Origin of the sequence: Streptomyces crystallinus, from assembly GCF_039521265.1 — a bacterium.
GTDB classification, from domain to species: Bacteria; Actinomycetota; Actinomycetes; order Streptomycetales; family Streptomycetaceae; genus Streptomyces; species Streptomyces crystallinus.
This window is the reverse complement of sequence record NZ_BAAACA010000028.1, coordinates 51,376-75,133: the sequence shown is the minus strand read 5'-3', so window position 1 is coordinate 75,133 and position 23,758 is coordinate 51,376. Positions and strand designations below refer to the sequence as shown.

The following is a 23,758-nucleotide window of genomic DNA, read 5'->3' as shown; positions in this document are numbered from 1 at the left end:
CCGTGTCCGTCCTCTCAAAGCTCATGCGTGCAGGCGAAGGCAAGATCCTGCGCAAGCTGCACCGCATCGCGGACCAGGTCAACTCCATCGAAGAGGACTTCGTGAACCTCTCCGACGCCGAGCTCCGTGCCCTCACCGACGAGTACAAGGAGCGGTACGCGAACGGGGAGAGCCTGGACGACCTGCTCCCGGAAGCCTTCGCCACCGTCCGCGAGGCCGCCAAGCGCGTCCTCGGACAGCGCCACTACGACGTCCAGATGATGGGTGGCGCGGCCCTGCACCTCGGCTATGTGGCCGAGATGAAGACCGGTGAGGGCAAGACCCTCGTCGGCACGCTGCCCGCGTACCTCAACGCGCTCTCCGGCAAGGGCGTGCACCTGATCACGGTCAACGACTACCTGGCCGAGCGCGACTCCGAGATGATGGGCCGGGTGCACAAGTTCCTCGGCCTCGAGGTCGGCTGCATCCTGGCCAACATGTCGCCCGCCGAGCGCCGCGCGCAGTACGCCTGCGACATCACGTACGGCACGAACAACGAGTTCGGCTTCGACTACCTGCGCGACAACATGGCGTGGTCCAAGGACGAGCTCGTCCAGCGCGGCCACAACTTCGCCATCGTCGACGAGGTCGACTCCATCCTGGTCGACGAGGCGCGTACGCCGCTGATCATCTCCGGTCCGGCCGACCAGGCCACCAAGTGGTACGGCGACTTCGCCAAGCTGGTCACGCGCCTCACCAAGGGCGAGGCGGGCAACCCGCTCAAGGGCATCGAGGAGACCGGCGACTACGAGGTCGACGAGAAGAAGCGCACCGTCGCCATCCACGAGCCGGGCGTCGCCAAGGTCGAGGACTGGCTGGGCATCGACAACCTCTACGAGTCGGTGAACACCCCCCTCGTCGGCTATCTGAACAACGCCATCAAGGCGAAGGAACTGTTCAAGAAGGACAAGGACTACGTCGTCATGGACGGCGAAGTCATGATCGTCGACGAGCACACCGGCCGTATCCTCGCCGGCCGCCGCTACAACGAGGGCATGCACCAGGCGATCGAGGCGAAGGAAGGGGTGGACATCAAGGACGAGAACCAGACCCTCGCCACGATCACCCTGCAGAACTTCTTCCGCCTCTACAAGCGCCACGACCAGGAGGGCAGGGAGCAGCCCGGCCTCTCCGGCATGACCGGTACGGCGATGACCGAGGCCGCTGAGTTCCACCAGATCTACAAGCTCGGTGTCGTCCCGATCCCGACCAACCGCCCGATGGTCCGCAAGGACCAGTCCGACCTGATCTACCGGACCGAGGTCGCCAAGTTCGAGGCGGTCGTCGACGACATCGCCGACAAGCACGAGAAGGGCCAGCCGATCCTGGTCGGCACCACCTCGGTCGAGAAGTCCGAGTACCTCTCGCAGCAGCTCTCCAAGCGCGGCATCCAGCACGAGGTGCTGAACGCCAAGCAGCACGACCGGGAGGCGACGATCGTCGCCCAGGCCGGCCGCAAGGGCGCCGTGACCGTCGCCACGAACATGGCCGGCCGAGGCACCGACATCAAGCTCGGCGGCAACCCGGACGACCTCGCCGAGGCGGAGCTGCGCCAGCGCGGTCTGGACCCGGTGGAGCACGCCGAGGAGTGGGCGCAGGCGCTGCCCGCCGCTCTGGAGAAGGCCGAGCAGGCCGTCAAGGCGGAGTTCGAAGAGGTCAAGGAGCTCGGCGGCCTCTATGTGCTGGGCACCGAGCGGCACGAGTCGCGCCGTATCGACAACCAGCTGCGCGGACGCTCCGGCCGTCAGGGCGACCCGGGCGAGTCCCGCTTCTACCTGTCCCTGGGCGACGACCTGATGCGCCTGTTCAAGGCCCAGATGGTCGAGCGCGTCATGTCGATGGCCAACGTGCCGGACGACGTGCCGATCGAGAACAAGATGGTGACGCGCGCGATCGCGTCGGCCCAGTCGCAGGTCGAGCAGCAGAACTTCGAGACGCGTAAGAACGTCCTGAAGTACGACGAGGTGCTCAACCGCCAGCGCGAGGTCATCTACGGAGAGCGCCGCCGCGTCCTGGAGGGCGAGGACCTGCACGAGCAGGTGCAGCACTTCATGGACGACACGATCGACGCCTACATCCAGGCGGAGACCGTCGAGGGCTTCGCCGAGGAGTGGGACCTGGACCGGCTGTGGGGCGCCTTCAAGCAGCTCTACCCGGTGAAGGTCACCGTGGAGGAGCTGGAGGAGGCGGCGGGCGACCGCGCGGGCATCACCGCCGAGTTCATCGCCGAGTCCATCAAGGACGACATCCACGAGCAGTACGCCGCGCGCGAGGCGCAGCTCGGCTCCGACATCATGCGCGAGCTGGAGCGGCGCGTGGTCCTCTCGGTGCTCGACCGCAAGTGGCGCGAGCACCTCTACGAGATGGACTACCTCCAGGAGGGCATCGGCCTGCGTGCCATGGCGCAGAAGGACCCGCTGGTGGAGTACCAGCGCGAGGGTTTCGACATGTTCAACGCCATGATGGACGGCATCAAGGAGGAGTCCGTCGGCTACCTGTTCAACCTGGAGGTCCAGGTCGAGCAGCAGGTCGAGGAGGTCCCCGTCGAGGACGCGGCGCCGTCCGACAGGCCGTCGCTGGAGAAGGAGCCCGCCGGGGCGCGTCCGGAGATCCGGGCCAAGGGCCTGGACGCCCCGCAGCGCCCGGACCGGCTGCACTTCTCGGCGCCGACGGTGGACGGCGAGGGCGGTGTCGTCGAGGGTGACTTCGACAACGGCGACGAGCCGGCCCGCTCCGAGGCGGACGGCATGACGCGCGCGGAGCGCCGCAAGGCCCAGAAGGCCACGGGCGGCCGCCGCCGCAAGAAGTAACGGCGAGGCGAGCAGTCACCGGGTGGGGCCGGGCACCGTACGGGTGCCCGGCCCCACTTCTACTGCCGCGCACCGCCAGCGCAGGTCGGCGCCCTGCTCCAGGCGGAAGGCCATGGCGCGTACGTGGTCGCCCGCGCCGATGCGGGCGAAGGCCTCGATGACGCCCGGCTGGGGCACGTACTCGTCGCAGTGGCGCACCACCGGCCTGCACGAGGCCCTCAGCGGGCTCGCGGGGGCGAGCAGCACCAACTGCTCGTACGCCTCGCCGACGGTGTGACCCAGCATCCAGTGCACCGGGCGATGGCCGCTGAGGACGGCCAGCAGGCGCTCCGCGAACCAGTAGCGGGGCAGCCGCTGGCGCCGCGCGTACAGGGCGTCGGCGGCGGCCCTGCCGGGCCCCACGCGGTCGGCGCGTCCCGCCGGCCGAGTCCTGTCGGTCCGCGCGGCCGCCCTCGTCCTGTCGGTCCTGTTCATCTCCGTCGCCCCCTTTGATACCGGCCGGTAGCTTTCTGTTGGGGATCTTGTACGGGGGTGGCGCAGCGGGTCGCAAGGGCCGCGGGACGGGCGCGGCGGGGCCGAGGAGGTTCACCTATCTGGGTGATGTGGGGCCCGGCGGGCCCAGTGGCGGCGGGAAATCCGGCGTCCCGCACCCCCAGCCCCCAGCCGCCGCGCGGGCAACCCGAAGGGGGACTCCCCACGTATCCTGAGTGCGTCTTCCGACCAGAAAAGAGCGGCCTGTCATGCGCGTGTACCTCCCTCTGACCCTCCCTGGTCTTGCGACGGCGCACACGGCGGGAGAGCTCGGCCCCGGCCCGCTGACCGCCTACGCCGTCACGCCCGGGCTGCGCGAGTGGTACGTCTCGGACGACATGGAGGAGCTGGAGTACGCGGCGCTGAGCCGCGCCGCCGCTGCGTCGCTGCGGCTGATCGCCGGGGACCCGCAGGCCGCCAGGCGCCGGGTCGTGGTCGCCGTGGACGTGCCCGACGGGGCCGCCTCGGCCGACCCGGACCGCAGCCTGGACGCCGACGCGCTGGGCGAGGTGCGGATCGCCGGACCGGTGGCGCTGGCCAAGGCGGCCGCGGTGCACGTGGACTCCGACGACGCGGTCGCCGATGTCGCCGCCGCGGCCGAGGCGCTGGGCGCGGCGGACCAGGGCGACGACGACGCGCGGTTCACGGTCGACGGCGCGGAGGACCACGAGCTGCTGTGGTTCGGGGTGCAGGAGATTCCCAGCCTGATCGGCTAGGAGATTCCTGGCCTGCTCGGCTGACGTCCCAGCTGACGTCCTGGCTGACCTGTGCTTTTGGGTACCCGAGGGGTTCCGGCGGGGTCCGTTGTCAGTGGGGGTGGGTACCGTTCTGGCATGGGGAAGCGCACGACGCATCTGGTCTGGGACTGGAACGGCACACTGCTCGACGACATCGCCGCGGTCATCGAGGCGACCAACGCCGCCTTCGCGGAGCTGGGCCTGGAGCCGATCACGCTGGAGCGGTACCGCGAGCTGTACTGCGTGCCGATACCCCGCTTCTACGAGCGGCTGATGGGGCGGCTGCCGACCGATGCGGAGTGGCTCGTGATGGACGAGGCGTTCCACAAGCACTACTGGCTCCGGGCGGACGCCTGCGCGCTCACCACGGGCGCGGCCGAGCTGCTCGCCGCGCGCCGGGCGGCAGGGCTCAGCCAGTCACTGCTGTCGATGGCGCCGCACGAGCACCTGGTGCCGATCGTACGCAGGCACGGCATCACCGAGCACTTCCTGCGGGTGGACGGGCGCACCGGCCCCTCGCACGGCAGCAAGGCCGAGCACATGGTGCGGCATCTGACGCTGCTGCGCGAGGCGGGCAAGGGCATATCCCCGGAACGGATCGTGGTGATCGGGGACGCGGTGGACGACGCCGTGGCGGCGGCGCACGTGGGGGCGCGCGCGGTGCTGTACACCGGCGGCTCGCACAGCCGCGCCAGCCTCGCGCTGGCGGGCGTGCCGGTGGTGGACACGCTGGCGGACGCGGTCGAGACGGCGGAGGCGCTGGCGGGCTGAGGCGCCCGCGCGGGCCCGGGTGGGCCCGGGGCACCTGCGCGCACACCGGAGGCCCGGACGCCTCCGCCCGCGCGGGCGGAGGGCCGTACGAGCAGGTGGTACGGGGCGGTCAGTCCAGACGCTCCCGCACCGCACCCGGGCGGCCGGAACACCTGGAGGAGGCCGCACACGTCGGCTGAGGGTTGCCCAGGGGGCGCGGCGCCCCCTGGCTCACCTACGTCACCGGCGCCTTGGCCCGCAGCACCGTGAGGAACTCCCGCATCCAGGTGGAGTGGTCCGGCCAGGCGCGGGCGGAGACCAGGGTGCCGTCGACCACGGTCTCCGCGTCGCGGAAGCTGGCGCCGGCGGCCTGCATGTCGAGTTCGAGGGCGGGGTACGCGGTGACCCGGCGGCCGCTGAGGCCGCCGATCGCGGCGGTCAGGAGGGGTCCGTGACAGATCTGGGCGACCGGCTTGTCCGTGTCGAAGAAGGCCTTGAGGAGCTTGCGCAGCTCGGGGTCGTTGCGCAGGTACTCGGGCGCGCGGCCGCCCGGGATCACCAGGGCGGCGTACTGGCCGGGATCTACCTCCGAGAAGGCGAGGTCGGCCGGCCAGGTGTAGCCCGGCTTCTCGGTGTAGGTGTCGAAGCCCGGCTCGAAGTCGTGGATGACGAACTGGAGCTTCTTGCGGGAGGGCGCGGCGATGTGGACGTCGTAGCCCTCCTCGCGCAGCCGCTGGAAGGGGTAGAGGACCTCCAGCGACTCCGCCGCGTCGCCGGTCACGATCAGGATCTTGGCTGCCATCGGTGCTCCCGGAGTCGACCGTGCGTGCCTGGCTCGTACAGGGTGCGCAGGGCTGTGCGCCCCGCCGTTCCTGGGGGTCGGCGCGGTGCGGTCGGCCGCACCGCGGGTACGGGGCAAACGTGCCCCGGCCCGGCCGTTTTGCCAAGAGGACATATGGACGGCCCGCGTCGCTGTCCAGAGTGTCAAACTTCGGGCCCCGCTTTTGTACACATACGGCTCATGACGGTTCGGGGGGGCGGGGCGATAGCCTTGACCCGTGATCAGCGCGATATCCCGCAGGGGCACTGACGCCCCTGCCCTGCGCCCGGAGTGCCACAGTGCCCGGGCCCTCGCTGATTCCCGTATCCCGGGCCCTTCGCCGAAAATGGCCAATATCGACCCGGGCATCTCTCATCGCGGCATAACGTCGACTCCGACCGGACACCCCGCGTCGTGGCGTTGCGCTGCTTCTACCTACGTCACGCAACGGCGCGCGACAGGAGCCAGAGGACATGCAGACCAAGCTGGACGAAGCCAAGGCCGAGCTGCTCGCACGGGCCGCCCGGGTAGCTGAGAACAGCCCGGTGGGGGGCCCCGGCGGTCTGGGGGGCACCCCCCAGGACCGGGCAGCCACCACCGGGGCCGCGGGGGAGGAAGGTCCTGCCCAGGACGCCGTCCTCGGGTACCTCCAGCGCTACTACCTGCACACCGCTCCCGAGGACCTGACCGACCGCGACCCGGTCGACGTCTTCGGTGCCGCCCTGTCGCACTACAGGTTGGCCGAAAACCGCCCACAGGGGACCGCGAGCGTGCGGGTGCACACCCCGACCGTCGAGGAGAACGGCTGGACCTGCAGCCACTCCGTGGTCGAGGTCGTCACCGACGACATGCCCTTCCTCGTGGACTCGGTCACCAACGAGCTCTCCCGCCAGAACCGCGGCATCCACGTCGTGATCCACCCGCAGGTCGTGGTCCGCCGCGACCTGACCGGCAAGCTCATCGAGGTGCTGGACACCGGCGCGCAGTCCGGCGCCCTGCCACACGACGCGGTCACCGAGTCCTGGATCCACGTCGAGATCGACCGCGAGACCGACCGCGCCGACCTGAAGCAGATCACCGCCGATCTGCTGCGGGTGCTGTCCGACGTCCGCGAGGCCGTCGAGGACTGGGAGAAGATGCGCGACGCCTCGCTGCGCATCGCCGACGAGCTCCCCAAGGAGCCCAAGGCCGGCGACCTGCGCGACGAGGAGGTCGACGAGGCCCGGGAGCTGCTGCGCTGGCTCTCCGACGACCACTTCACGTTCCTCGGCTACCGCGAGTACGAGCTGCGCGAGGACGACTCGCTGGCGGCGGTGCCCGGCACCGGCCTCGGCATCCTGCGCTCCGACCCGCAGCACGGCGGCGACGACAGCCACCCGGTCAGCCCGTCCTTCGAGCGGCTGCCCGCCGACGCGCGCGCCAAGGCCCGCGAGCACAAGCTCCTGGTGCTCACCAAGGCCAACAGCCGCGCCACCGTGCACCGGCCCTCCTACCTCGACTACGTCGGGGTGAAGAAGTTCGACGACAGCGGCAACGTGATCGGCGAGCGCCGCTTCCTCGGCCTGTTCTCCTCGGCCGCGTACACCGAGTCGGTCCGGCGCGTCCCGGTGGTGCGCCGCAAGGTCGCCGAGGTGCTGCGCGGCGCCGGGTTCTCGCCCAACAGCCACGACGGCCGCGACCTGCTCCAGATCCTGGAGACCTACCCGCGCGACGAGCTGTTCCAGACCCCGGCCGACCAGCTGCGCTCCATCGTCACCTCGGTGCTCTACCTCCAGGAGCGGCGCCGGCTGCGCCTCTACCTGCGCCAGGACGAGTACGGGCGCTACTACTCGGCGCTGATCTACCTGCCCCGCGACCGCTACACCACGGGCGTGCGGCTGCGGCTCATCGACATCCTCAAGGAGGAGCTCGGCGGCATCAGCGTCGACTTCACCGCCTGGAACACCGAGTCGATCCTGTCCCGGCTCCACTTCGTGGTGCGGGTGCCCGCCGGCACCGAGCTGCCCGACCTCACCGACGCCGACACCGAGCGCATCGAGGCCCGGCTGGTGGAGGCCGCCCGCTCCTGGGCCGACGGCTTCTCCGACGCGCTGAACGCCGAGTGCGGCGAGGAGCGCGCCGCCGAGCTGCTGCGCCGCTACGGCCACGCCTTCCCCGAGGGCTACAAGGCGGACCACTCGCCGCGCGCCGCCGTGGCCGACCTGGTCCACCTGGAGCAGCTCACCCACGGCCGCAAGGACTTCGCGCTCTCGCTGTACGAGCCGGTCAACGCGGCCCCCGGCGAGCGCCGGTTCAAGATCTACCGCATCGGCGAGCAGGTCTCGCTCTCGGCGGTGCTGCCGGTCCTCCAGCGTCTGGGCGTGGAGGTCACCGACGAGCGCCCCTACGAGCTTCGGTGCGCCGACCGCACGCACGCGTGGATCTACGACTTCGGTCTGCGCCTGCCCAAGAAGGTCGTCGGCAACGGCGACTACCTCGCGGACGACGCCCGTGAGCGCTTCCAGGAGGCCTTCGCCGCCACCTGGACCGGCGCCGCCGAGAACGACGGCTTCAACTCGCTGGTGCTGCGCGCCGGGCTCAACTGGCGCCAGGCGATGGTGCTGCGCGCCTACGCCAAGTACCTGCGCCAGGCCGGTTCGACCTTCAGCCAGGACTACATGGAGGACACCCTCCGCGACAACGTCCACACCACCCGGCTGCTGGTCTCGCTCTTCGAGGCGCGGATGTCGCCGGGCCGCCAGAGCGCGGGCACCGAGCTCATCGACGGTCTGCTCGAAGAGCTCGACGGGGCGCTCGACCAGGTCGCCTCGCTCGACGAGGACCGCATCCTGCGCTCCTTCCTCACCGTCATCAAGGCGACGCTGCGGACGAACTACTTCCAGAAGAACGCGGACGGCAACCCGCACGCGTACGTCTCGATGAAGTTCGACCCGCAGGCGATTCCGGACCTGCCGGCGCCCCGCCCGGCGTTCGAGATCTGGGTGTACTCGCCGCGCGTCGAGGGCGTGCACCTGCGCTTCGGCAAGGTCGCGCGCGGTGGTCTGCGCTGGTCCGACCGCCGCGAGGACTTCCGTACGGAGATCCTCGGCCTGGTCAAGGCACAGATGGTGAAGAACACCGTCATCGTGCCGGTCGGTGCCAAGGGCGGCTTCGTCGCCAAGCAGCTCCCGGACCCGTCCGTGGACCGCGACGCGTGGCTGGCCGAGGGCATCGCCTCGTACAAGACGTTCATCTCGGCGCTGCTCGACATCACCGACAACCTGGTGGCGGGCGAGGTCGTGCCGCCGGCCGACGTGGTGCGCCACGACGAGGACGACACCTACCTGGTGGTCGCCGCCGACAAGGGCACCGCGACCTTCTCCGACATCGCCAACGAGGTGGCCGTCTCCTACGGCTTCTGGCTCGGCGACGCGTTCGCGTCCGGCGGCTCCGCCGGGTACGACCACAAGGGCATGGGCATCACCGCGCGCGGTGCCTGGGAGTCCGTCAAGCGGCACTTCCGCGAGCTCGGCCACGACACCCAGACCGAGGACTTCACGGTCGTCGGCGTCGGCGACATGTCCGGTGACGTGTTCGGCAACGGCATGCTGCTCTCCGAGCACATCCGCCTGGTCGCCGCCTTCGACCACCGCCACATCTTCATCGACCCGACCCCGGACGCGGCCGTCTCGTACGCCGAGCGCCGCCGGCTGTTCGACCTGCCGCGCAGCTCCTGGGCGGACTACAACAAGGAGCTGCTGTCGGTCGGCGGCGGCATCCACCCGCGTACGGCCAAGTCGATCCCGGTGAACGCGCAGATGCGCGCGGCCCTCGGCATCGAGGGCGGCGTCACCAAGCTGACGCCCGCCGAGCTGATGCAGGCGATCCTCAAGTCGCCGGTGGACCTGCTGTGGAACGGCGGCATCGGTACGTATGTGAAGTCGTCGGCCGAGTCCAACGCGGACGTCGGTGACAAGGCGAACGACGCGATCCGCGTCAACGGCGAGGACCTGAGGGTCAAGGTCGTCGGCGAGGGCGGCAACCTAGGGCTGACCCAGCTCGGCCGGATCGAGTTCGACCGCAACGGCGGCAAGGTCAACACCGACGCGATCGACAACAGCGCGGGCGTGGACACCTCCGACCACGAGGTGAACATCAAGATCCTGCTCAACGGTCTGGTCACGGACGGCGACATGACCGTCAAGCAGCGCAACAAGATCCTCGCCCAGATGACCGACGAGGTCGGCCACCTGGTGCTGCGCAACAACTACGCGCAGAACACCGCCCTGGCCAACGCCGTGGCCCAGTCCCCGTCGCTGCTCCACGCCCACCAGCGGTTCATGCGCCGCCTCGGGCGCGACGGCCATCTGGACCGGGCGCTGGAGTTCCTGCCGACCGACCGCCAGATCCGTGAGCTGCTGAGCAACGGGCGCGGGCTCAGCCAGCCCGAGCTCGCCGTGCTGCTCGCCTACACCAAGATCACGGTGGCCGACGAGCTGATCCACACCGACCTGCCGGACGACCCGTACCTGCAGAAGCTGCTGCACGCGTACTTCCCCAAGCAGCTGCGCGAGAAGTTCCCCGAGGCCATCGACGGCCATGCGCTGCGCCGTGAGATCGTCACCACGGTCCTGGTCAACGACACGGTGAACACCGGTGGTTCGACCTTCCTGCACCGGCTGCGCGAGGAGACCGGCGCGTCGATGGAGGAGATCGTCCGGGCGCAGACCGCGGCCCGTGAGATCTTCGGCCTGAGCGCGGTGTGGGACGCGGTGGAGGCGCTGGACAACAAGGTCGACGCCGATGTCCAGACCCGTATCCGGCTCCACTCGCGCCGGCTGGTCGAGCGCGGCACGCGCTGGCTGCTCAACAACCGGCCGCAGCCGCTCCAGATCGCCGAGACCATCGCGGACTTCGCCGAGGGCGTCGAGAAGGTCTGGGGCGAGCTGGCGAAGATGCTCAAGGGCGCGGACCTGGAGTGGTACCAGTCGATCCTGGACGAGCTGACCTCGGCCGGGGTGCCGGACGAGCTCGCGCGCCGGGTCGCCGGGTTCTCCTCCGCGTTCCCCTCGCTCGACATCGTGGCGGTCTCGGGCCGCACGGGCAAGGACCCGCTGGCGGTGGCCGAGGTGTACTACGACCTCGCGGACCGGCTGCGGATCACCCAGCTGATGGACCGGATCATCGAGCTGCCGCGGGCCGACCGCTGGCAGTCCATGGCCCGCGCCTCCATCCGCGAGGACCTGTACGCGGCGCACGCGGGTCTCACCCAGGACGTGCTCTCGGTCGGCAACGGCACCTCGTCGCCCGAGCAGCGCTTCAAGGCGTGGGAGGAGAAGAACGCGGCGATCCTCGGCCGGGCCCGTACGACCCTGGAGGAGATCCAGGGGTCGGACGCGTTCGATCTGGCGAATCTGTCGGTGGCGATGCGGACGATGCGGACGCTGCTGCGGACGCACAGCTGAGTAACGGCTGAGGGGCGGCCACCGGTGGATACCGGTGGCCGCCCCTCAGCCATGAGCGGGCGCGCGGTGCATCGTGTTCGTCCTCGGGCCGGTGGGGGCTGGGCGCGCAGTTCCCCGCGCCCCTTGAATGCCGCTGCGCGGCAATCCCCCCGCGCCCCTTGAGTGCCGCTGCGCGCCCCCTAGCGCGTCGCCTTCCAGAGGGTGACCGTGCCCTCGAACGTCGGGATGTCCTTGTCCGTCGACGGCGTCACCTTGGTGATCTTCCACATGGCCAGATTGCCCTTGGTGGTCACCGTGCACATGATGTCGCCCGCCTTGATCAGGTGGTCGTCGTTGAGCGCCTGGGCCGAGGCCGAGTTGGGCAGCGGGTTCTGCAGGGCTCCCTCGCGGCACTGCTGGGGCGTGGTGCCGTCCGCCTTGCCGAGCGCCTGCTTGAAGTCCAGCCGGTCGTCCCTCGCCTCGAACTCGGTGTTGTCGTAGGCGAGCTTGCCGGTCGGGTCCACCGCCGGGACGTCGAAGTCGACCATCGTGGTGGAGAGCGACTCCGGCGTCCGCAGGGTGATCGGCTTGTCCTCGAAGACCAGCGTGTACGTGACGTTGGCGGGCGGCGCCGAAGCCTCGCTGCTCGGCCCGTCCGAGGGCGTGGCGACGGCCGGGGACCCCTTCGGCGGGTTCTTGGCGGCGGGCGGCTGCGAGGTGCTGCCCTTGGCGTCCTTGCTGTCGCCGTCGTCCTTCTTCTTGGTGAGCCAGACCGCCGCGCCCGCGCCCGCGCCGACCGCCACGACCAGGGTGGCCGCGACGACGACGGTACGGAGCCTGCGCTTCGGCTTCTTCTGCGGCGCGGTCGGCGCCGGGGCCGGGGCCGGAGTCTGGGCGTGGACGGCCGGGTGCTGGGCGGTGCCGTAGCCCGCCCCGTACGCCGTGTCGTACGGGGCTCCGTACGCCGTGCCGTACCCGGGAACGGGGCCCGTCCCGGGGCCCGGCTGCGGAGCCGTCTGCGGGACCGGCTGGGGCGGCGTGTGGGTGACCGGGGGAGCCGTCGGCGGGGCCTGCGGGGCCGTGCGCGGCATCGCCGGGGGCGCGGTCGGCGGCAGCGGGGGCTGGGCCGGGGCGGGCTTCGGCGGCGCCGAGGCCGCCTGCTCGCTGCGGGTGATCTCGGCCGCCACCGCCTCCGGCAGCCAGCCGGAGAAGTCCCGCAGGGCGCGCCCCGACGCCTGCTCGCAGAGCGGGGCGAGGTCGGCCGGGGTGATGCGCAGCGCCGGGTCGGCGGTCAGCGTGCACTCGAGAAGGGGTCGCAGCTCCGCCGGATAGCCGCTCAGGTCCGGCGGGCGGTGGGCGGAGTTGGCGATCTGCGCGGCCACGGTGATGGCGCCGCCGTCGCCGTACGGGTGGCGGCCGGTGGCCGCCACGGCCGCTATCAGTCCGAGCGAGAACACGTCGGTCGCGGGCGTGAGCTGCTCGCCCAGCGCGTGCTCGGGCGACATGTACTGCGGCGTGCCGATCATGCCGCCGCTGGCGGTGAGCTGGGTGGCGTCGGCGGCGCGCGCGATGCCGAAGTCGATCACGTACGGGCCGCCGGAGCCGAGCAGGACGTTGCTGGGCTTCAGGTCGCGGTGGATCACCCCGGCGGCGTGCACGGCGGTCAGCGCCTGGGCCGCGCAGCCGACGAGCTGGAAGACGGCGGGCAGCGGCAGCGGGCCGAACGAGGCCAGCGCGTCGTGCAGGGACAGGCCCGGCACGTACTGCGTTGCGAGCCAGGGCTGGGCGCCGCTGGTGTCGTGGTCCACCACCGGGACGATGTGGTAGCCCTGCACCCGGCGGGCGGCCTGCACCTCCTGCTCGAAGCGGCGCCGGAAATCGGGGTCCTGGCCGTACTCCCTGCGGATCACCTTGAGGGCGACCGGCTGTCCGCCCCGGGTGTGCGAGAGGTAGACCGTGCCCATGCCGCCTTCGCCGATACGGGCGAGGAGCTGGTAGCCGGCGGTCTCGCGCGGGTCGTCGGGCCCGAGTGGCCTGAGTGTGTCACCGGATCTGCTGATGGTTCCTCCCCCGGTCGTGGCACCCGACGTGCCGTCAACTGCTGCGCGCGCAGAGCCTACGCGCGCAGCCGCCACCGGGACTACTCAGCGCCTGAACGCCTCGTCCCGCGCACGCGACGGATGAACTCGGCCGCGTCGGCGTCGCGGACCGTCAGCGGCGCGGTCGGGGGCACCGCCGGGACCGTCGGCGCGTCCGGCAGCGCCATCCGCAGCCGGGCCGCCGCCTCGGTCGCCTGGATCGCGGCCAGATGCGGCGCGGGCAGCCAGCCCGCGAAGTCGAGCGGTCCGCGGCCGCAGAGGCGGCGGCACAGGGCGGCCAACTCGGCGGCGGCGGGGCGCTCTTCGGGCCGTGCGGCCAGACAGAGCCGGAGCACCTCGCGCAGTGGTTCCGGGTACGGCGTGAGGTCCGGCGGCTCGCGGTCGGTGCCCGCGATGCGCGCGGCGACCGCGAGGGCGCTGCCCCCTCCGTACGGATGGTGCCCGGTGGCGGCGAGACCGGCGAGCAGTCCGAGCGCGAAGACGTCGGCGGCCGGGGTGAGTTCGCGTCCGAGGGCGTGCTCGGGCGACATGTACTTCGGGGTGCCCACCAGCCGTCCCGTGGTGGTGAGCCGGACCGCCCCGGCGGCCTTGGCTATCCCGAAGTCGAGCAGCCAGGGGCCGTCGGCGGCCAGCAGCAGGTTGCCGGGCTTCACATCGCGGTGGATCACTCCGGCGTGGTGCACCGAGTCGAGCGCGCGGGCGGCGCAGGCGAGCAGGTGCAGCACGGCCCCGGGCGGCAGCGGGCCGTGCGCGTCCAGGGCGTCGTCCAGCGGGACGCCCGGGATGTAGCGGGTGGCGAGCCAGGGCCGCGCGCTCTGCGCCGAGTGGTCCAGAACGGGGGCGACATGGGCCCCGTACACCCGCTGGGCGGCCTCGACCTCGCGGGTGAAGCGGCGGCGGAACTCCTCGTTCTCCCCGTACTCCCTGCGGATCAGTTTGAGGGCCACCGGCTGGTTGCCCCGGGTGCGGGAGAGGTAGACCGTGCCCATGCCGCCCTCGCCGATGCGGGCTTCCAGGACATAGCCGGAGATCTGGCGCGGGTCGTCCGCGCGCAGCGGCGGAAAACGCGTGTCGGACACCGCGATCTCCCTTCCCCCATGGGCCTCTTGTGGCGCCGGCGAGGCCCTCGTGCCGATGAGGAACGAGACTATCGCGGCCCACTGACAACGGGCCGCGCGGCCGTCGCCCTCCACAGCCGGCGGCAGGAGAGCAGCGCGGCGCCGAGCAGCAGTCCGTTGCGCAGCACCATCAGCGCGGTCCCGGTCGCCGTCCCGGCCATGACCTGGCCGTACAGGGTGGGGAAGGCGAGGGCGCTCAGGGCGGCCGCGGGCAGCATCAGCAGCGCCACGGGCCGCTGGCTGGTCTGCCGCGAGGTCAGACACACGGCGGCGAGGCCGAGCAGCCAGACCAGGTACTGCGGGCTGATCACCCGGCTGGTGACGGTGAAGAGCAGGACCGCGCAGAGCGCCGCGTCGGCCGGGGTGGCGGCCGTCCAGCGGCGCGCCCTGACCCGCCACAGCAGCAGCCAGCAGAACGCGGCGGCGGTGAGGCAGAGGGCCAGGTGCGCCACGGAGGAGACGTACGGGCCGGTGAACTCCATGGCGCCGTACCGGTAGACGACCCGGCCGGGCCAGTGGGCGAGGAGGTGGGCGAGCTGGAGGGCGGTGCCGCCGAGGGACTCGATCTGCACCCCTCGGCTCCCCTGCTGGCGCAGGAAGTCCAGGCTGTGGCTGAAACCGAGGGCGAGGACGGAGAACAGCGCGGCGGCCGCGCCGAGCGCCGCCGTCCATGACGCGCGCGTGGTGCGGCCGCGAGGGGTGCCGATCAGGACCAGCGCGGGCCAGACCTTGACCAGCGCGCCGAGCCCCGCGAGCGCCCCGCCCAGGCGCGGTCTGCGCCGTACGCAGAGCAGGGAAGCCACGGCCGGGGCGGTGACCAGGACGTCGTAGCGGCCGTACGGGAGGTGGAGCAGCAGCGGCAGCCCGCCGACCCACGTCCAGGCGCCCGCCGCGCTGCCGCCCGCGCGCGCCCCGGCCCGTACCAGCGCCAGGGCGATCAGGGCGTCGGCGGCCAGGGTCAGCGCGACGAAGGCCTGGAAGAAGGTCAGGAACGGCAGCAGTGCGGGGGAGAGGATCACCGCGCCCGCGCCCGGCGGGTACTGCCAGGTGGGGTCTCCGTAGGGGAAGTGACCGGCGGTCAGCTGTTCGTACCACTGGCGGTACAGGACGTAGACCTCGCCGGTCACTCCGCCGACGCCGATCGAGTCGTCCATGAGGAGGAACAGCATCACCGCGCGCGTGGCGAGCCAGGTGGCGGCGAGGGCGGCGTACCGGGTGCGGCGGCCCGAGGCGCCCGGGTCGGGCGCGGCGGACGGAGCGGGGATGCGCAGCTGCTGGGTCGTCATCGACCAGAATTTTATACCGTTTTGGGATATTTATTCGTACGGGTGTGACGCTATGTCGTCCCCGGGTGGCCTACTTCTTCCTGGTGTGCTCCTCGTACGCGGCGACGACCTCGTCGGCCGGGCCGTCCATGCGCAGGACGCCCGACTCCAGCCAGATCGCCCGGTCGCAGGTCTCCTTGATGGTGCCGTTGCTGTGGCTGACCAGGAAGACCGTGCCCGCCTCGGCGCGCAGCTCCTCGATCCGCTGCCGGCTGCGCCGCTGGAAGCGGGCGTCGCCCGTGGAGAGCGCCTCGTCGATCAGGAGCACGTCGTGGGACTTGGCGGCGGCGATGGAGAACCGCAGCCGGGCGCCCATGCCGGAGGAGTAGGTGCGCATCGGGAGCGAGATGAAGTCGCCCTTCTCGTTGATCCCGGAGAACTCGACGATGTCGTCGTAGCGCTCGCGGACCTCCTCGCGGGACATGCCCATGGCGAGTCCGCCGAGGGTGACGTTGCGCTCTCCGGTGAGGTCGTTCATCAGCGCCGCGTTGACGCCGAGCAGGGACGGCTGGCCCTGGGTGAAGATCCGGCCGCCGGCGGTCGGGAGCAGGCCCGCGACGGCCTTCAGGAGGGTGGATTTGCCCGAGCCGTTGGAGCCGATCAGCCCGATCGCCTCACCCTTGCGGGCGACGAAGCTGACGCCCTTGACGGCGTGCACCTCGCGGACGCCCGGGGTGGCCCTGCGGGAGGCGATCCGGCTGAGCGCGGAGGTCGCACTGCCTCTTCCTTTGGAGGAGCCGCCGTTCACCTTGTAGACGACGTGGACGTCGTCGGCGATCACGGTGGGGGCGCCGAGCGCGGCGGGGGCGCCGGTCACGGCGGGAGTGCTGTCAGCCACGGCCGTACTTCTCCTCTGCCTTCCAGAAGTAGATGAACCCGGCGACGAGGGCGAGGACCGCCCAGCCGCCCGCGACGGCCCACACGTGGTCGGGGAGCTGCTTCGCCTTGAAGCTGTCGATCAGGGAGAAGCGCATCAGGTCGATGTAGACGGCCGCCGGGTTGTACTGGAGCACCTGCACCAGGCCGTGCGGCAGCGAGCTGCGGGTCATCAGCTGCGGCAGGCTCCACATGACGCCGGAGACGTACATCCAGGTGCGCAGCACGAACGGCATCAGCTGGGAGACGTCCGGGGTCTTGCTGGCGATCCGGGCCATCGCGAGCGACAGGCCGGTGTTGAACATGGCCTGGAGGACCAGCGCGGGGACGGCGATCAGCCAGGACACCGCCGGGTAGACGCCGACGGCGACCAGGATCATCGCGAGCGCGGCGATCGAGAAGAGCAGCTGCTGGAGCTGCTGGAGGGCCAGCGCGATGGGCAGGGACGCGCGCGGGAAGTGCAGGGCGCGCACCAGGCCCATGTTGCCGGTGATCGCGCGCGTGCCCGACATGATCGAGTTGGCGGTGAAGGTCCAGATGAAGACGCCGGTGACCAGGAACGGGATGTAGTCCGGGACGCCCTGCTTGGTGCCCATCAGGATGCCGAAGATGAAGTAGTAGACCGTCGCGTTGAGCAGCGGTGTCATCAGCTGCCAGATCTGGCCCAGCTTCGCCTCGCTGTACTGCGCGGTGAGCTTGGCGGTGGCGAACGCCGAGATGAAGTGGCGCCGCTCCCAGAGCTGCTGGACGTACTCCCGCAGGGTCGGGCGGGCGCCGCTGACCGTCAGGCCGTACTTGGCGGCCAGCTCGGCGGCGTCCAGGCCCTGGTCGGGGTCGGCGGGCCGGGTGTCCTGCGCGGGGGCCGGCGGGGCCGGCGGTGCTGCGGTCTGGCTCACAACGATCGCTTTCGACGTGGCTTCGCGGGCGGGAGGTCTTCGCGGGATGCGTGTCTCAGGACCGGCGCGTGTATCGAGGCCGGGGGGTGGCCGGGCGGTGAACCCGAGGTTACGACGGGACGGGTCCGTATCGTCGTAACGCTGAGAGTAGGACGTGATGACGTCGCAACGCAACCGTCTCGTCGTATCGCTATGCTCAAGACATGACCAACTCGGACGCCCCGGCCCCCGCCGAACCGCAGCGCCGCGCCCCGGCCGGTGCCGCCGTGCTGCGCTCCGACGTGACCGAGGCCATCCGCAAGGCCGTCTTCGAGGAGCTGGCGGCGGTCGGCTTCGCCCGGATGTCGATCGAGGGCATCGCGCGCCGCGCCGGAGTGGGCAAGACGGCCGTGTACCGCCGCTGGAAGTCCAAGCTGAGCCTGGTCCTGGACCTGGTGTCCGCCTTCGCCGCACAGGGCCTCCCGGTGCCGCACACGGGCTCCCTGTACGGGGACATCCGGGCACTGCTCGCGGTGGCGTCGCTCGCCCTGCGCCACCCGGTCGCCTCCCAGGTGATCCCGGACCTGCTGGTGGAGTCCGTGCGCCACCCGGAGATCGCCGACGCCATCAAGAAGGCGCTGCTCGACGGGCAGAAGGGCGTCGCCGCGGTCGTCGTGCGCGAGGCCGTGGAGCGCGGCGAGCTCCCCGCGGGAGCCGACCCGGACCGGGCCCTGGACCTGATCGTCGGCCCCCTGTACTGGCGGCTCGTGGTGGTCCGGGGTGACCTGCCGAAGGGGTACCTGGACGACCTGGCCACCTCGGCCGTGGCGGCGCTGAAGGCGACGGGCTGAGGGCAGGCCCTAGTACCTGACCCGCGCCAGTACCTCGCCGCTGCGCCGGTTGAAGGCGACCACCACCGCCTCCTCCGGCAGCCGCTCCTGCGGTGTGAGCAGCAGCCAGTGGACCCCGTAGCGGCGGGCGATGGCCGCGCGCGCGTGGCGGGGCGTCGACGGGGACAGATAGCGCTTCACCGCCGCCTTGCGGCGCAGCCGTTCGGACTCCGCGAGCGCCGGGTCGGGCCAGACCGGGGCCACCAGGAAGGGGCCGTACCCGGGCAGGGACCGAACTACGTAGTAGTCGTCCGCGAGGACCGTCTCGCCCGGCGGGATGTGCTGGGCGGCCCAGCCGTACGTGTCCCAGTGCGGCGGGCGCTCGATGCCGCGCACCCCCAGGCTCGGCGCCACCGCCCCGGCCTGGGCCGAGACGAACCCCAGGCACGCCCCGGCCGCCGCCAGCGGGGCCAGCGCGCGGCGGGCCGCCGACCAGGGGCGCGGGCGGGCCAGTTCGACGGCGAGTGCGACCTGCGCGGGCACCGGGGCGACCGCGAGCATCCGGCCGTACGTGTAGTGGCCGCTCGCCCAGCCGTACAGGACGACCAGCCAGAACAGCAGCGTCATCAGCGCCAGCGGGTCACGCCGGTCGCGGCGCAGACGCAGCAGCAGGGCGGGGCCGCCGAGCAGGGCCGCCAGCCAGTAACGGCCGGTCAGATCTTCATACAGGGCCCTGTGCATGGAATCGATGCCGGTGTCGCCGACGAGTGTGAAGATGTCGCAGTACGGCCAGGTGACCGTCACCGCCAGGGCGCCCGCCCCCGCCAGCGCCCAGCGGCCGGCCGCCGCACGGGTGCACGCCCCCTTCCGCGCGAGCGCGAGCCCCGCCGCGCCCAGCACCGCGGCGATCGCGGTGATCGGGTGGACGAGGACGACCACACCGGTGAGCACGCCGAGCGCGGCGTGCTCCAGCGGGGCCGCGCGCCACCGGGACGTACGGGAAGAACGTTCCGTCAGACGGCCCGTCAGGGCCCAGATGTGAAAGGTGAGACCAATGGCGAACGTACTCGGATAGGACAGGTTGCCGGTCATCGAGAGCAGCCCGAGGAATCCGCTCCACCACGTCACCGAGGTGCCCCACAGCACCGCCGAGAAGACCAGCGCGAACACCGGCGCCCACGCGCGCGTGGAGAACAGCCGGGTGAAGCGGCCGAGTCCGGTGATCAGGACCAGCAGGTTGACCGGCCCGAACAGCCGCACCACCACCCGGCCGGGCAGCTCGGTGAGCTCCGCGAACAGGCCCTGGACCACGGAGTACGGCGAGTAGTACGGGCTGCCCAGGCCCGGCAGGTCGGCCATCGGGTGCGCGGGGGCGAGCAGATCGGCCTTCAGCCGCTCCACCACGGCGGCGTGCGTACCGAGGTCGCAGCACAGCGGCACCCGCCAGGCCGCCGCCGATATCACCAGCCAGAAGATCCCCCCGCACACGAAGTACGGCGTGACGCGCCAGGCGGGACCCGGGGGCGGCGCGTCGCCGGGGCGGCCCGCCGCGCGCCGGGGCGCCGGGAGCCGGGCGGGGCCGGTGGGAGGAAAGGTGCGCACAGGTCATCGGTTCCGTGGGGGTCCCGATCTGTCCCGGCATCCCGCGTCCATCACCCGATCAGCAGCCCGCCGTCAGCCGGTCGACGACCCGGGCCGCTGCCCGGCCGTCGTCCAGGTCGCAGAACGCGGCACGGAAGGCGGTGTACGCGCCCGCGTGGGTCGTGGCGCCGCTCTCCGGCGCGGCCAGCGCCTCCGCCACGGCGCCGGTGTCGCTGAGCAGCGGGCCGGGGGCCAGCGCCTCGAAGTCCGCGTAGAAGCCGCGCGCGGTGTCGCGGTAGTGGGCGAGGTCGTACGTGTGGAAGAGCATCGGGCGGCCGGTGTGGGCGAAGCCGCAGATCAGCCCGGAGTAGTCGGTGACCAGGACGTCGGCGGCCAGCAGCAGCCCCGAGGTCGTGGGGTGCGCCGAGACGTCACGCCCGCCCGCCACGGCTCCCGCCACGCGCGCGTGGCGCCGCACCAGGACGAGGTGGTCCTGCCCGAGCTTGCGCTCCAGCTCGACGACGTCGAGGCCGGCCGGGTCGGGGCGGTGGACGCCGGGGTGGCTCGGGCCCAGGGGGAGGTGGCAGCGGTAGGTGGGCGCGTAGAGCACCACGCGCGCGTCGGGGCCCGCGCCCAGGGCGGCGCGCACCCGGGCGCGGGTGCGGTCCCGGTCGGCCGCCAGGAGCGCGTCGTTGGCGGGGTTGCCCGCCTCCAGGACCTCGCCCTCGTACGCGAGTGCCCGGCGCAGCACCGGTGTGGCCCACCGGCTCGGCGACACCAGCAGCGACCACTGCCGGGCCAGGTGCGGCAGCGCCTCGATACGGCGGTGGTCGGCGTGGAGGGTGCCGGTCAGATCGGTGCCGGTCCGGCCGAGCGGGGTGCCGTGCCAGGTCTGGACGACGCTCTGCCCCGGCCGCCGCTCGAACCACTCGGGGAGGTGGTCGTCGGTGACGATGTGCCGGGCGGTCGCCAGCGCCTCGTACCAGGCGCGGCTGCCGGGCTCGACGGGCGCCGCGCCGGGCGGAGCCGCGCGGCGCCGGTCGCCGGTGACCCACAGCGGGGTCAATCCGCTGCCTCGGGCGACCAGTTCGGCCAGCACCGCGCGCGGGGAGTCGCCGCCCGTGAACAGGACCGTGTCGCGCAGGACAGTGTCGCGCAGGACGGTGTCGGGCAGAACGGTGTCGGGCAGGACCGTGCCGGGCGGGACCGTGCCGGGCAGGACTGTGTCGCGCCGCAGAACGGCGTTGCCCAGCCGGCCGTGGGGGCGCCGGTCCGGGAAGTACGCCGTACGCAGCCCGCGCTGGCGGTACGCCCCGCGCTCGGCCTCGGCCAGCGGTGACCCGGCGACGAGCTCCAGCCGGTCGCCGTGGCGGCGGGCGGCCGTGAACCGGCGCCCGAAGAGGTCGCGAGGGCGGGGGAGCGCGGCACCGGTCGACGTCAGCAGGCGTACCGGAGCTTCACCCAGAAGGATGGACCAGCGGCCCTCCGTCAGCGAGGCCATCGCCTCCGCGGGCACGGTGGCCCGGAAGCGCACACCGTCCCGGGTGAGGAGCGCGGTGACCTCCTCGCGCAGGACGGTGTGGCGCAGCACCAGCCGGGCGCCGCCGAAGCCGTCCGCGCTCCAGGTCCCCGCCACGGTCAGCGTGCCGTCGTCGGCCCAGTCGACCGAGTCGGCCAGCGGTCGCCGGGTGAGCTCGACCGCCAGGTTTCCGGCCGGGTCCGCGCGCAGGCACAGCCGCCCGAGGGCGTGCCCGGGGGCCAGGTCGAGGGAGGCCGGGACCGGGCCCGCGCTGCCGTCGGGGTACCCGAACCGGGCCTCCCAGCGGTCCGCGTCCGGAGGTTCCACGCCACGGGGCGCGGTGTGGGGCGCGGGCTGTACACCCATGAGCCCGGCGAGGGGGATGCGCACGGCGAACCCGGGGCGGCGGCGGTCCTGCGGACCCGGGCTTTCCGGCTGGTCTCGGCCCCCCGGCGGCTCCCGTACCTCCCCAAGCTCCTGTGCCTGCCGTACCTCCTGTGCCTCTCGTGCCTCCTGTGCCTCTCCTGGCTCCCGTACCTCCCCCGCCTCTTGTGGCTCTCGTGCCTCCCGTACGGGCAAGGCCAACTCCATGCCGGAGGGCGGGTGGTGCAGAGAGAGGTGGGTGGGGCGTGGGGCGGGGCCGTGGAGGCTGCCGAAGAGTTCGACGGCCGGCTGGGCCCGGGCCGTGTCTCCACCGGTCTCGCCGAGCGCCCCCGCCTCGACCACCCGATGGCCCTCCACCCGCGCTCCGTACCGCCGCACCGACAGCACCAGCCGCCCCTCCCGGTAGGCGGCCACCAGCCGTCTCCCGGCGGCCAGTTCGTACACCCGGGGCTGGTCCTCGGAGCGGCCGAGGGGGCGGAGGGCGGCCCGCCGCACCGCCCCGCCTCCGCCCCCGACCGCCACCAGCACCACCCCTGCCGTCCACTCGCCGTCGCCGAGGCGGGCCGGGTCCACGACGGTCTCGAAGCCCGAGCGGTCGTAGTCGTGGAGCTCCTGGGCGGCGTTGTCAGTGGCGGGTGGCAGGCTGATGGTGCGGGTCGGGAAGCGGCGCAGCCGGTGGGTGCCGTGCTCCTGGGCCAGCGCGAGCACGAGCCTGCCCGGACCGGCGTTGCGTACGTACGCGAAGCCGGTCAGGCGCAGGGTCCCGTCCGGCTGCCGCTCCACCGCCGACAGCCGGGCCACCACCGGCAGTTCCCCGCGCCGCACCCGAGCGGCGCGGCCGACCACCGCTCCGACGCCCGGGTACGAGACGCGGCCGCCCCGCACCGCGTGCGTGCCCACCCCGTTGGCCTGCTCGAAGGCCAGCACCTCGACCAGCTCAGCGAGCCGGTCCTCCCGCACCAGCTGCCATTTGACCCGCAGATGGGGCGGCAGAGCACGGGTGGCGTCCGCGCCCGCGCGCTCCAGGAACGCCCGGGCGCCGGTCATGAACGCCGCCCGGTAGTCGGGCCCGCCCATCGGCAGGCCCTCCAGGAAGTAGACGAAGTCGTCCCGCAGACAGGAGGTGTCGTAGTGCCCCAGCTGATCCGGCCTGGCCCGGGCGAGGAACGCGCTGACGTCCGCGCAGGCGGCGATCCGGTCGCGCACACCCCGGACATCGGTGCGCAGCCGGGTGATCGAGCCCTCGCGCACCCGCCAGTAGTAGACGTGCTCGTGGAGGACGTCCACGGAGCGGGCGAGGTAGTGCGCCGGGATCACCACCGGTGTGTCCTCGTACAGCCTTCCCACCGGATAGGTGAATCCGTGGCGGTCCCAGAACGAGCGGCGGAAGACCTTGTTCCAGGCGACGCGGTCGGTGAGGAGGCGGGGCTCGCGGGTGATGTGGGTGCCGGTCCGGTCGGCGGTGAGCCACCGGTACTGCCAGGCCTGGCGCCGCCCGCCCGGATGCAGGCGCCACACGTTCCCGGAGGCGAGGTCCGAGCCGGAGGCGTCGAGGGAGGCGGTCAGCCGGGCGTAGGCATGGGGGGCGAGGACGTCGTCGCTGTCGACGAAGGCGAGGTAGTCGGTGCCGGGGGCGGTGTGGGCGACGCCCGTGTTGCGGGCCGCGCTCAGCCCGGCGTTGGGCTGGCGTACGTAACGGAAGCGGGCGTCCCGGCGGGTGAACTCCTGGGCGATGCGGGGGCTGTCGTCGGTGGAGCCGTCGTCGACGAGGACCACGTCGAGGGCGGTCATGCTCTGCGCGGCCAGGGACGCGAGGCACTCCTCCAGATAGGGGGCGACATTGTGGACGGGGACGACCACGCTCAGCCTGGGCGGGGCCGCGGCCTTCGGTGCCCCGGGCGTGGGCACCCGCGGCCCCGGCGCTTCCGGGGGAACGGACTGCGGTGGGTTCACGCCGGGTCAACCCGAGTGTCCTGCACTGGTTACCGATGCTGCCCCTATCGGGTGACAGTGCGCACCGGTGAGGGTGACGGGTGGTTAC

14 protein-coding genes are annotated in these 23,758 nt (G+C 72.2%); 5 read left to right on the top strand and 9 right to left on the bottom strand.

Features of this window, described 5'->3' with window-relative positions:
* Nucleotides 1-2: 2 nt before the first annotated feature.
* The gene (gene secA, locus ABD236_RS21645; protein ID WP_344075654.1) at nt 3-2,849 is read left to right on the top strand and encodes a preprotein translocase subunit SecA; all 2,847 of its coding nucleotides are present in this window, start codon (nt 3-5) and stop codon (nt 2,847-2,849) included.
* A 15-nt stretch (nt 2,850-2,864) separates the two neighbouring features.
* Here the strand turns inward: secA and ABD236_RS21640 are convergent, their stop codons facing one another.
* Nucleotides 2,865-3,323, bottom strand: a complete 459-nt coding sequence (locus tag ABD236_RS21640) for an Rv3235 family protein (protein ID WP_344075651.1) — start codon at nt 3,321-3,323, stop codon at nt 2,865-2,867.
* A gap of 266 nt (nt 3,324-3,589) precedes the next feature.
* Between ABD236_RS21640 and ABD236_RS21635 the strand changes: the two genes are divergently transcribed.
* A complete protein-coding gene (locus tag ABD236_RS21635; protein WP_344075649.1) occupies nt 3,590-4,096 on the top strand; it encodes a DUF6912 family protein in 507 nt (168 codons plus the stop codon).
* A gap of 117 nt (nt 4,097-4,213) precedes the next feature.
* On the top strand, nt 4,214-4,888 hold the full coding sequence (locus ABD236_RS21630; protein WP_344075646.1) for an HAD family hydrolase: 675 nt from the start codon (nt 4,214-4,216) through the stop codon (nt 4,886-4,888).
* Nucleotides 4,889-5,102: 214 nt separating this feature from the next.
* Here the strand turns inward: ABD236_RS21630 and ABD236_RS21625 are convergent, their stop codons facing one another.
* Nucleotides 5,103-5,669, bottom strand: coding sequence for a DJ-1/PfpI family protein (locus ABD236_RS21625; protein WP_344075644.1), 567 nt, complete (start codon nt 5,667-5,669; stop codon nt 5,103-5,105).
* A 491-nt stretch (nt 5,670-6,160) separates the two neighbouring features.
* On the opposite strand from ABD236_RS21625, the gene ABD236_RS21620 reads away from it, so the two are divergent.
* Nucleotides 6,161-11,131 (top strand): NAD-glutamate dehydrogenase, encoded by a 4,971-nt coding sequence (locus ABD236_RS21620; RefSeq protein WP_344075642.1) that lies wholly within the window; start codon nt 6,161-6,163, stop codon nt 11,129-11,131.
* Between the two features lie 179 nt (nt 11,132-11,310).
* On the opposite strand, the gene ABD236_RS21615 is transcribed toward ABD236_RS21620, so the two are convergent.
* The 5 genes from ABD236_RS21615 to ABD236_RS21595 form a co-directional block, all read right to left on the bottom strand.
* Complete coding sequence (locus tag ABD236_RS21615; RefSeq protein WP_344075689.1) at nt 11,311-13,170, bottom strand: serine/threonine-protein kinase; 1,860 nt, start codon at nt 13,168-13,170, stop codon at nt 11,311-11,313.
* Between the two features lie 80 nt (nt 13,171-13,250).
* On the bottom strand, nt 13,251-14,288 hold the full coding sequence (locus tag ABD236_RS21610; RefSeq protein ID WP_344075640.1) for a serine/threonine-protein kinase: 1,038 nt from the start codon (nt 14,286-14,288) through the stop codon (nt 13,251-13,253).
* Between the two features lie 68 nt (nt 14,289-14,356).
* Nucleotides 14,357-15,613 carry a glycosyltransferase 87 family protein gene (locus tag ABD236_RS21605; protein ID WP_344075638.1) on the bottom strand — a complete coding sequence of 419 codons (1,257 nt, stop codon included), beginning with the start codon at nt 15,611-15,613 and terminating at the stop codon, nt 14,357-14,359.
* A gap of 70 nt (nt 15,614-15,683) precedes the next feature.
* Nucleotides 15,684-16,490, bottom strand: coding sequence for an ABC transporter ATP-binding protein (locus ABD236_RS21600; protein ID WP_344075636.1), 807 nt, complete (start codon nt 16,488-16,490; stop codon nt 15,684-15,686).
* A complete protein-coding gene (locus ABD236_RS21595; protein ID WP_486387788.1) occupies nt 16,483-17,424 on the bottom strand; it encodes an ABC transporter permease in 942 nt (313 codons plus the stop codon). The genes ABD236_RS21600 and ABD236_RS21595 overlap by 8 nt, the downstream gene beginning before the upstream one ends.
* A gap of 203 nt (nt 17,425-17,627) precedes the next feature.
* Here ABD236_RS21595 and ABD236_RS21590 point away from each other — a divergent pair, with 203 nt between their 5' ends.
* Nucleotides 17,628-18,254: a TetR/AcrR family transcriptional regulator gene (locus tag ABD236_RS21590; protein WP_344075633.1), complete on the top strand. Its 627-nt coding sequence runs from the start codon at nt 17,628-17,630 to the stop codon at nt 18,252-18,254.
* A gap of 9 nt (nt 18,255-18,263) precedes the next feature.
* Here ABD236_RS21590 and ABD236_RS21585 read toward each other — a convergent pair whose 3' ends face one another.
* Together ABD236_RS21585 and ABD236_RS21580 are read right to left on the bottom strand one after the other, a co-directional pair.
* Nucleotides 18,264-19,835 (bottom strand): hypothetical protein, encoded by a 1,572-nt coding sequence (locus ABD236_RS21585; RefSeq protein WP_344075631.1) that lies wholly within the window; start codon nt 19,833-19,835, stop codon nt 18,264-18,266.
* A 58-nt stretch (nt 19,836-19,893) separates the two neighbouring features.
* Nucleotides 19,894-23,625, bottom strand: coding sequence for a bifunctional glycosyltransferase/CDP-glycerol:glycerophosphate glycerophosphotransferase (locus ABD236_RS21580; protein WP_344075629.1), 3,732 nt, complete (start codon nt 23,623-23,625; stop codon nt 19,894-19,896).
* Nucleotides 23,626-23,758 lie beyond the last annotated feature (133 nt).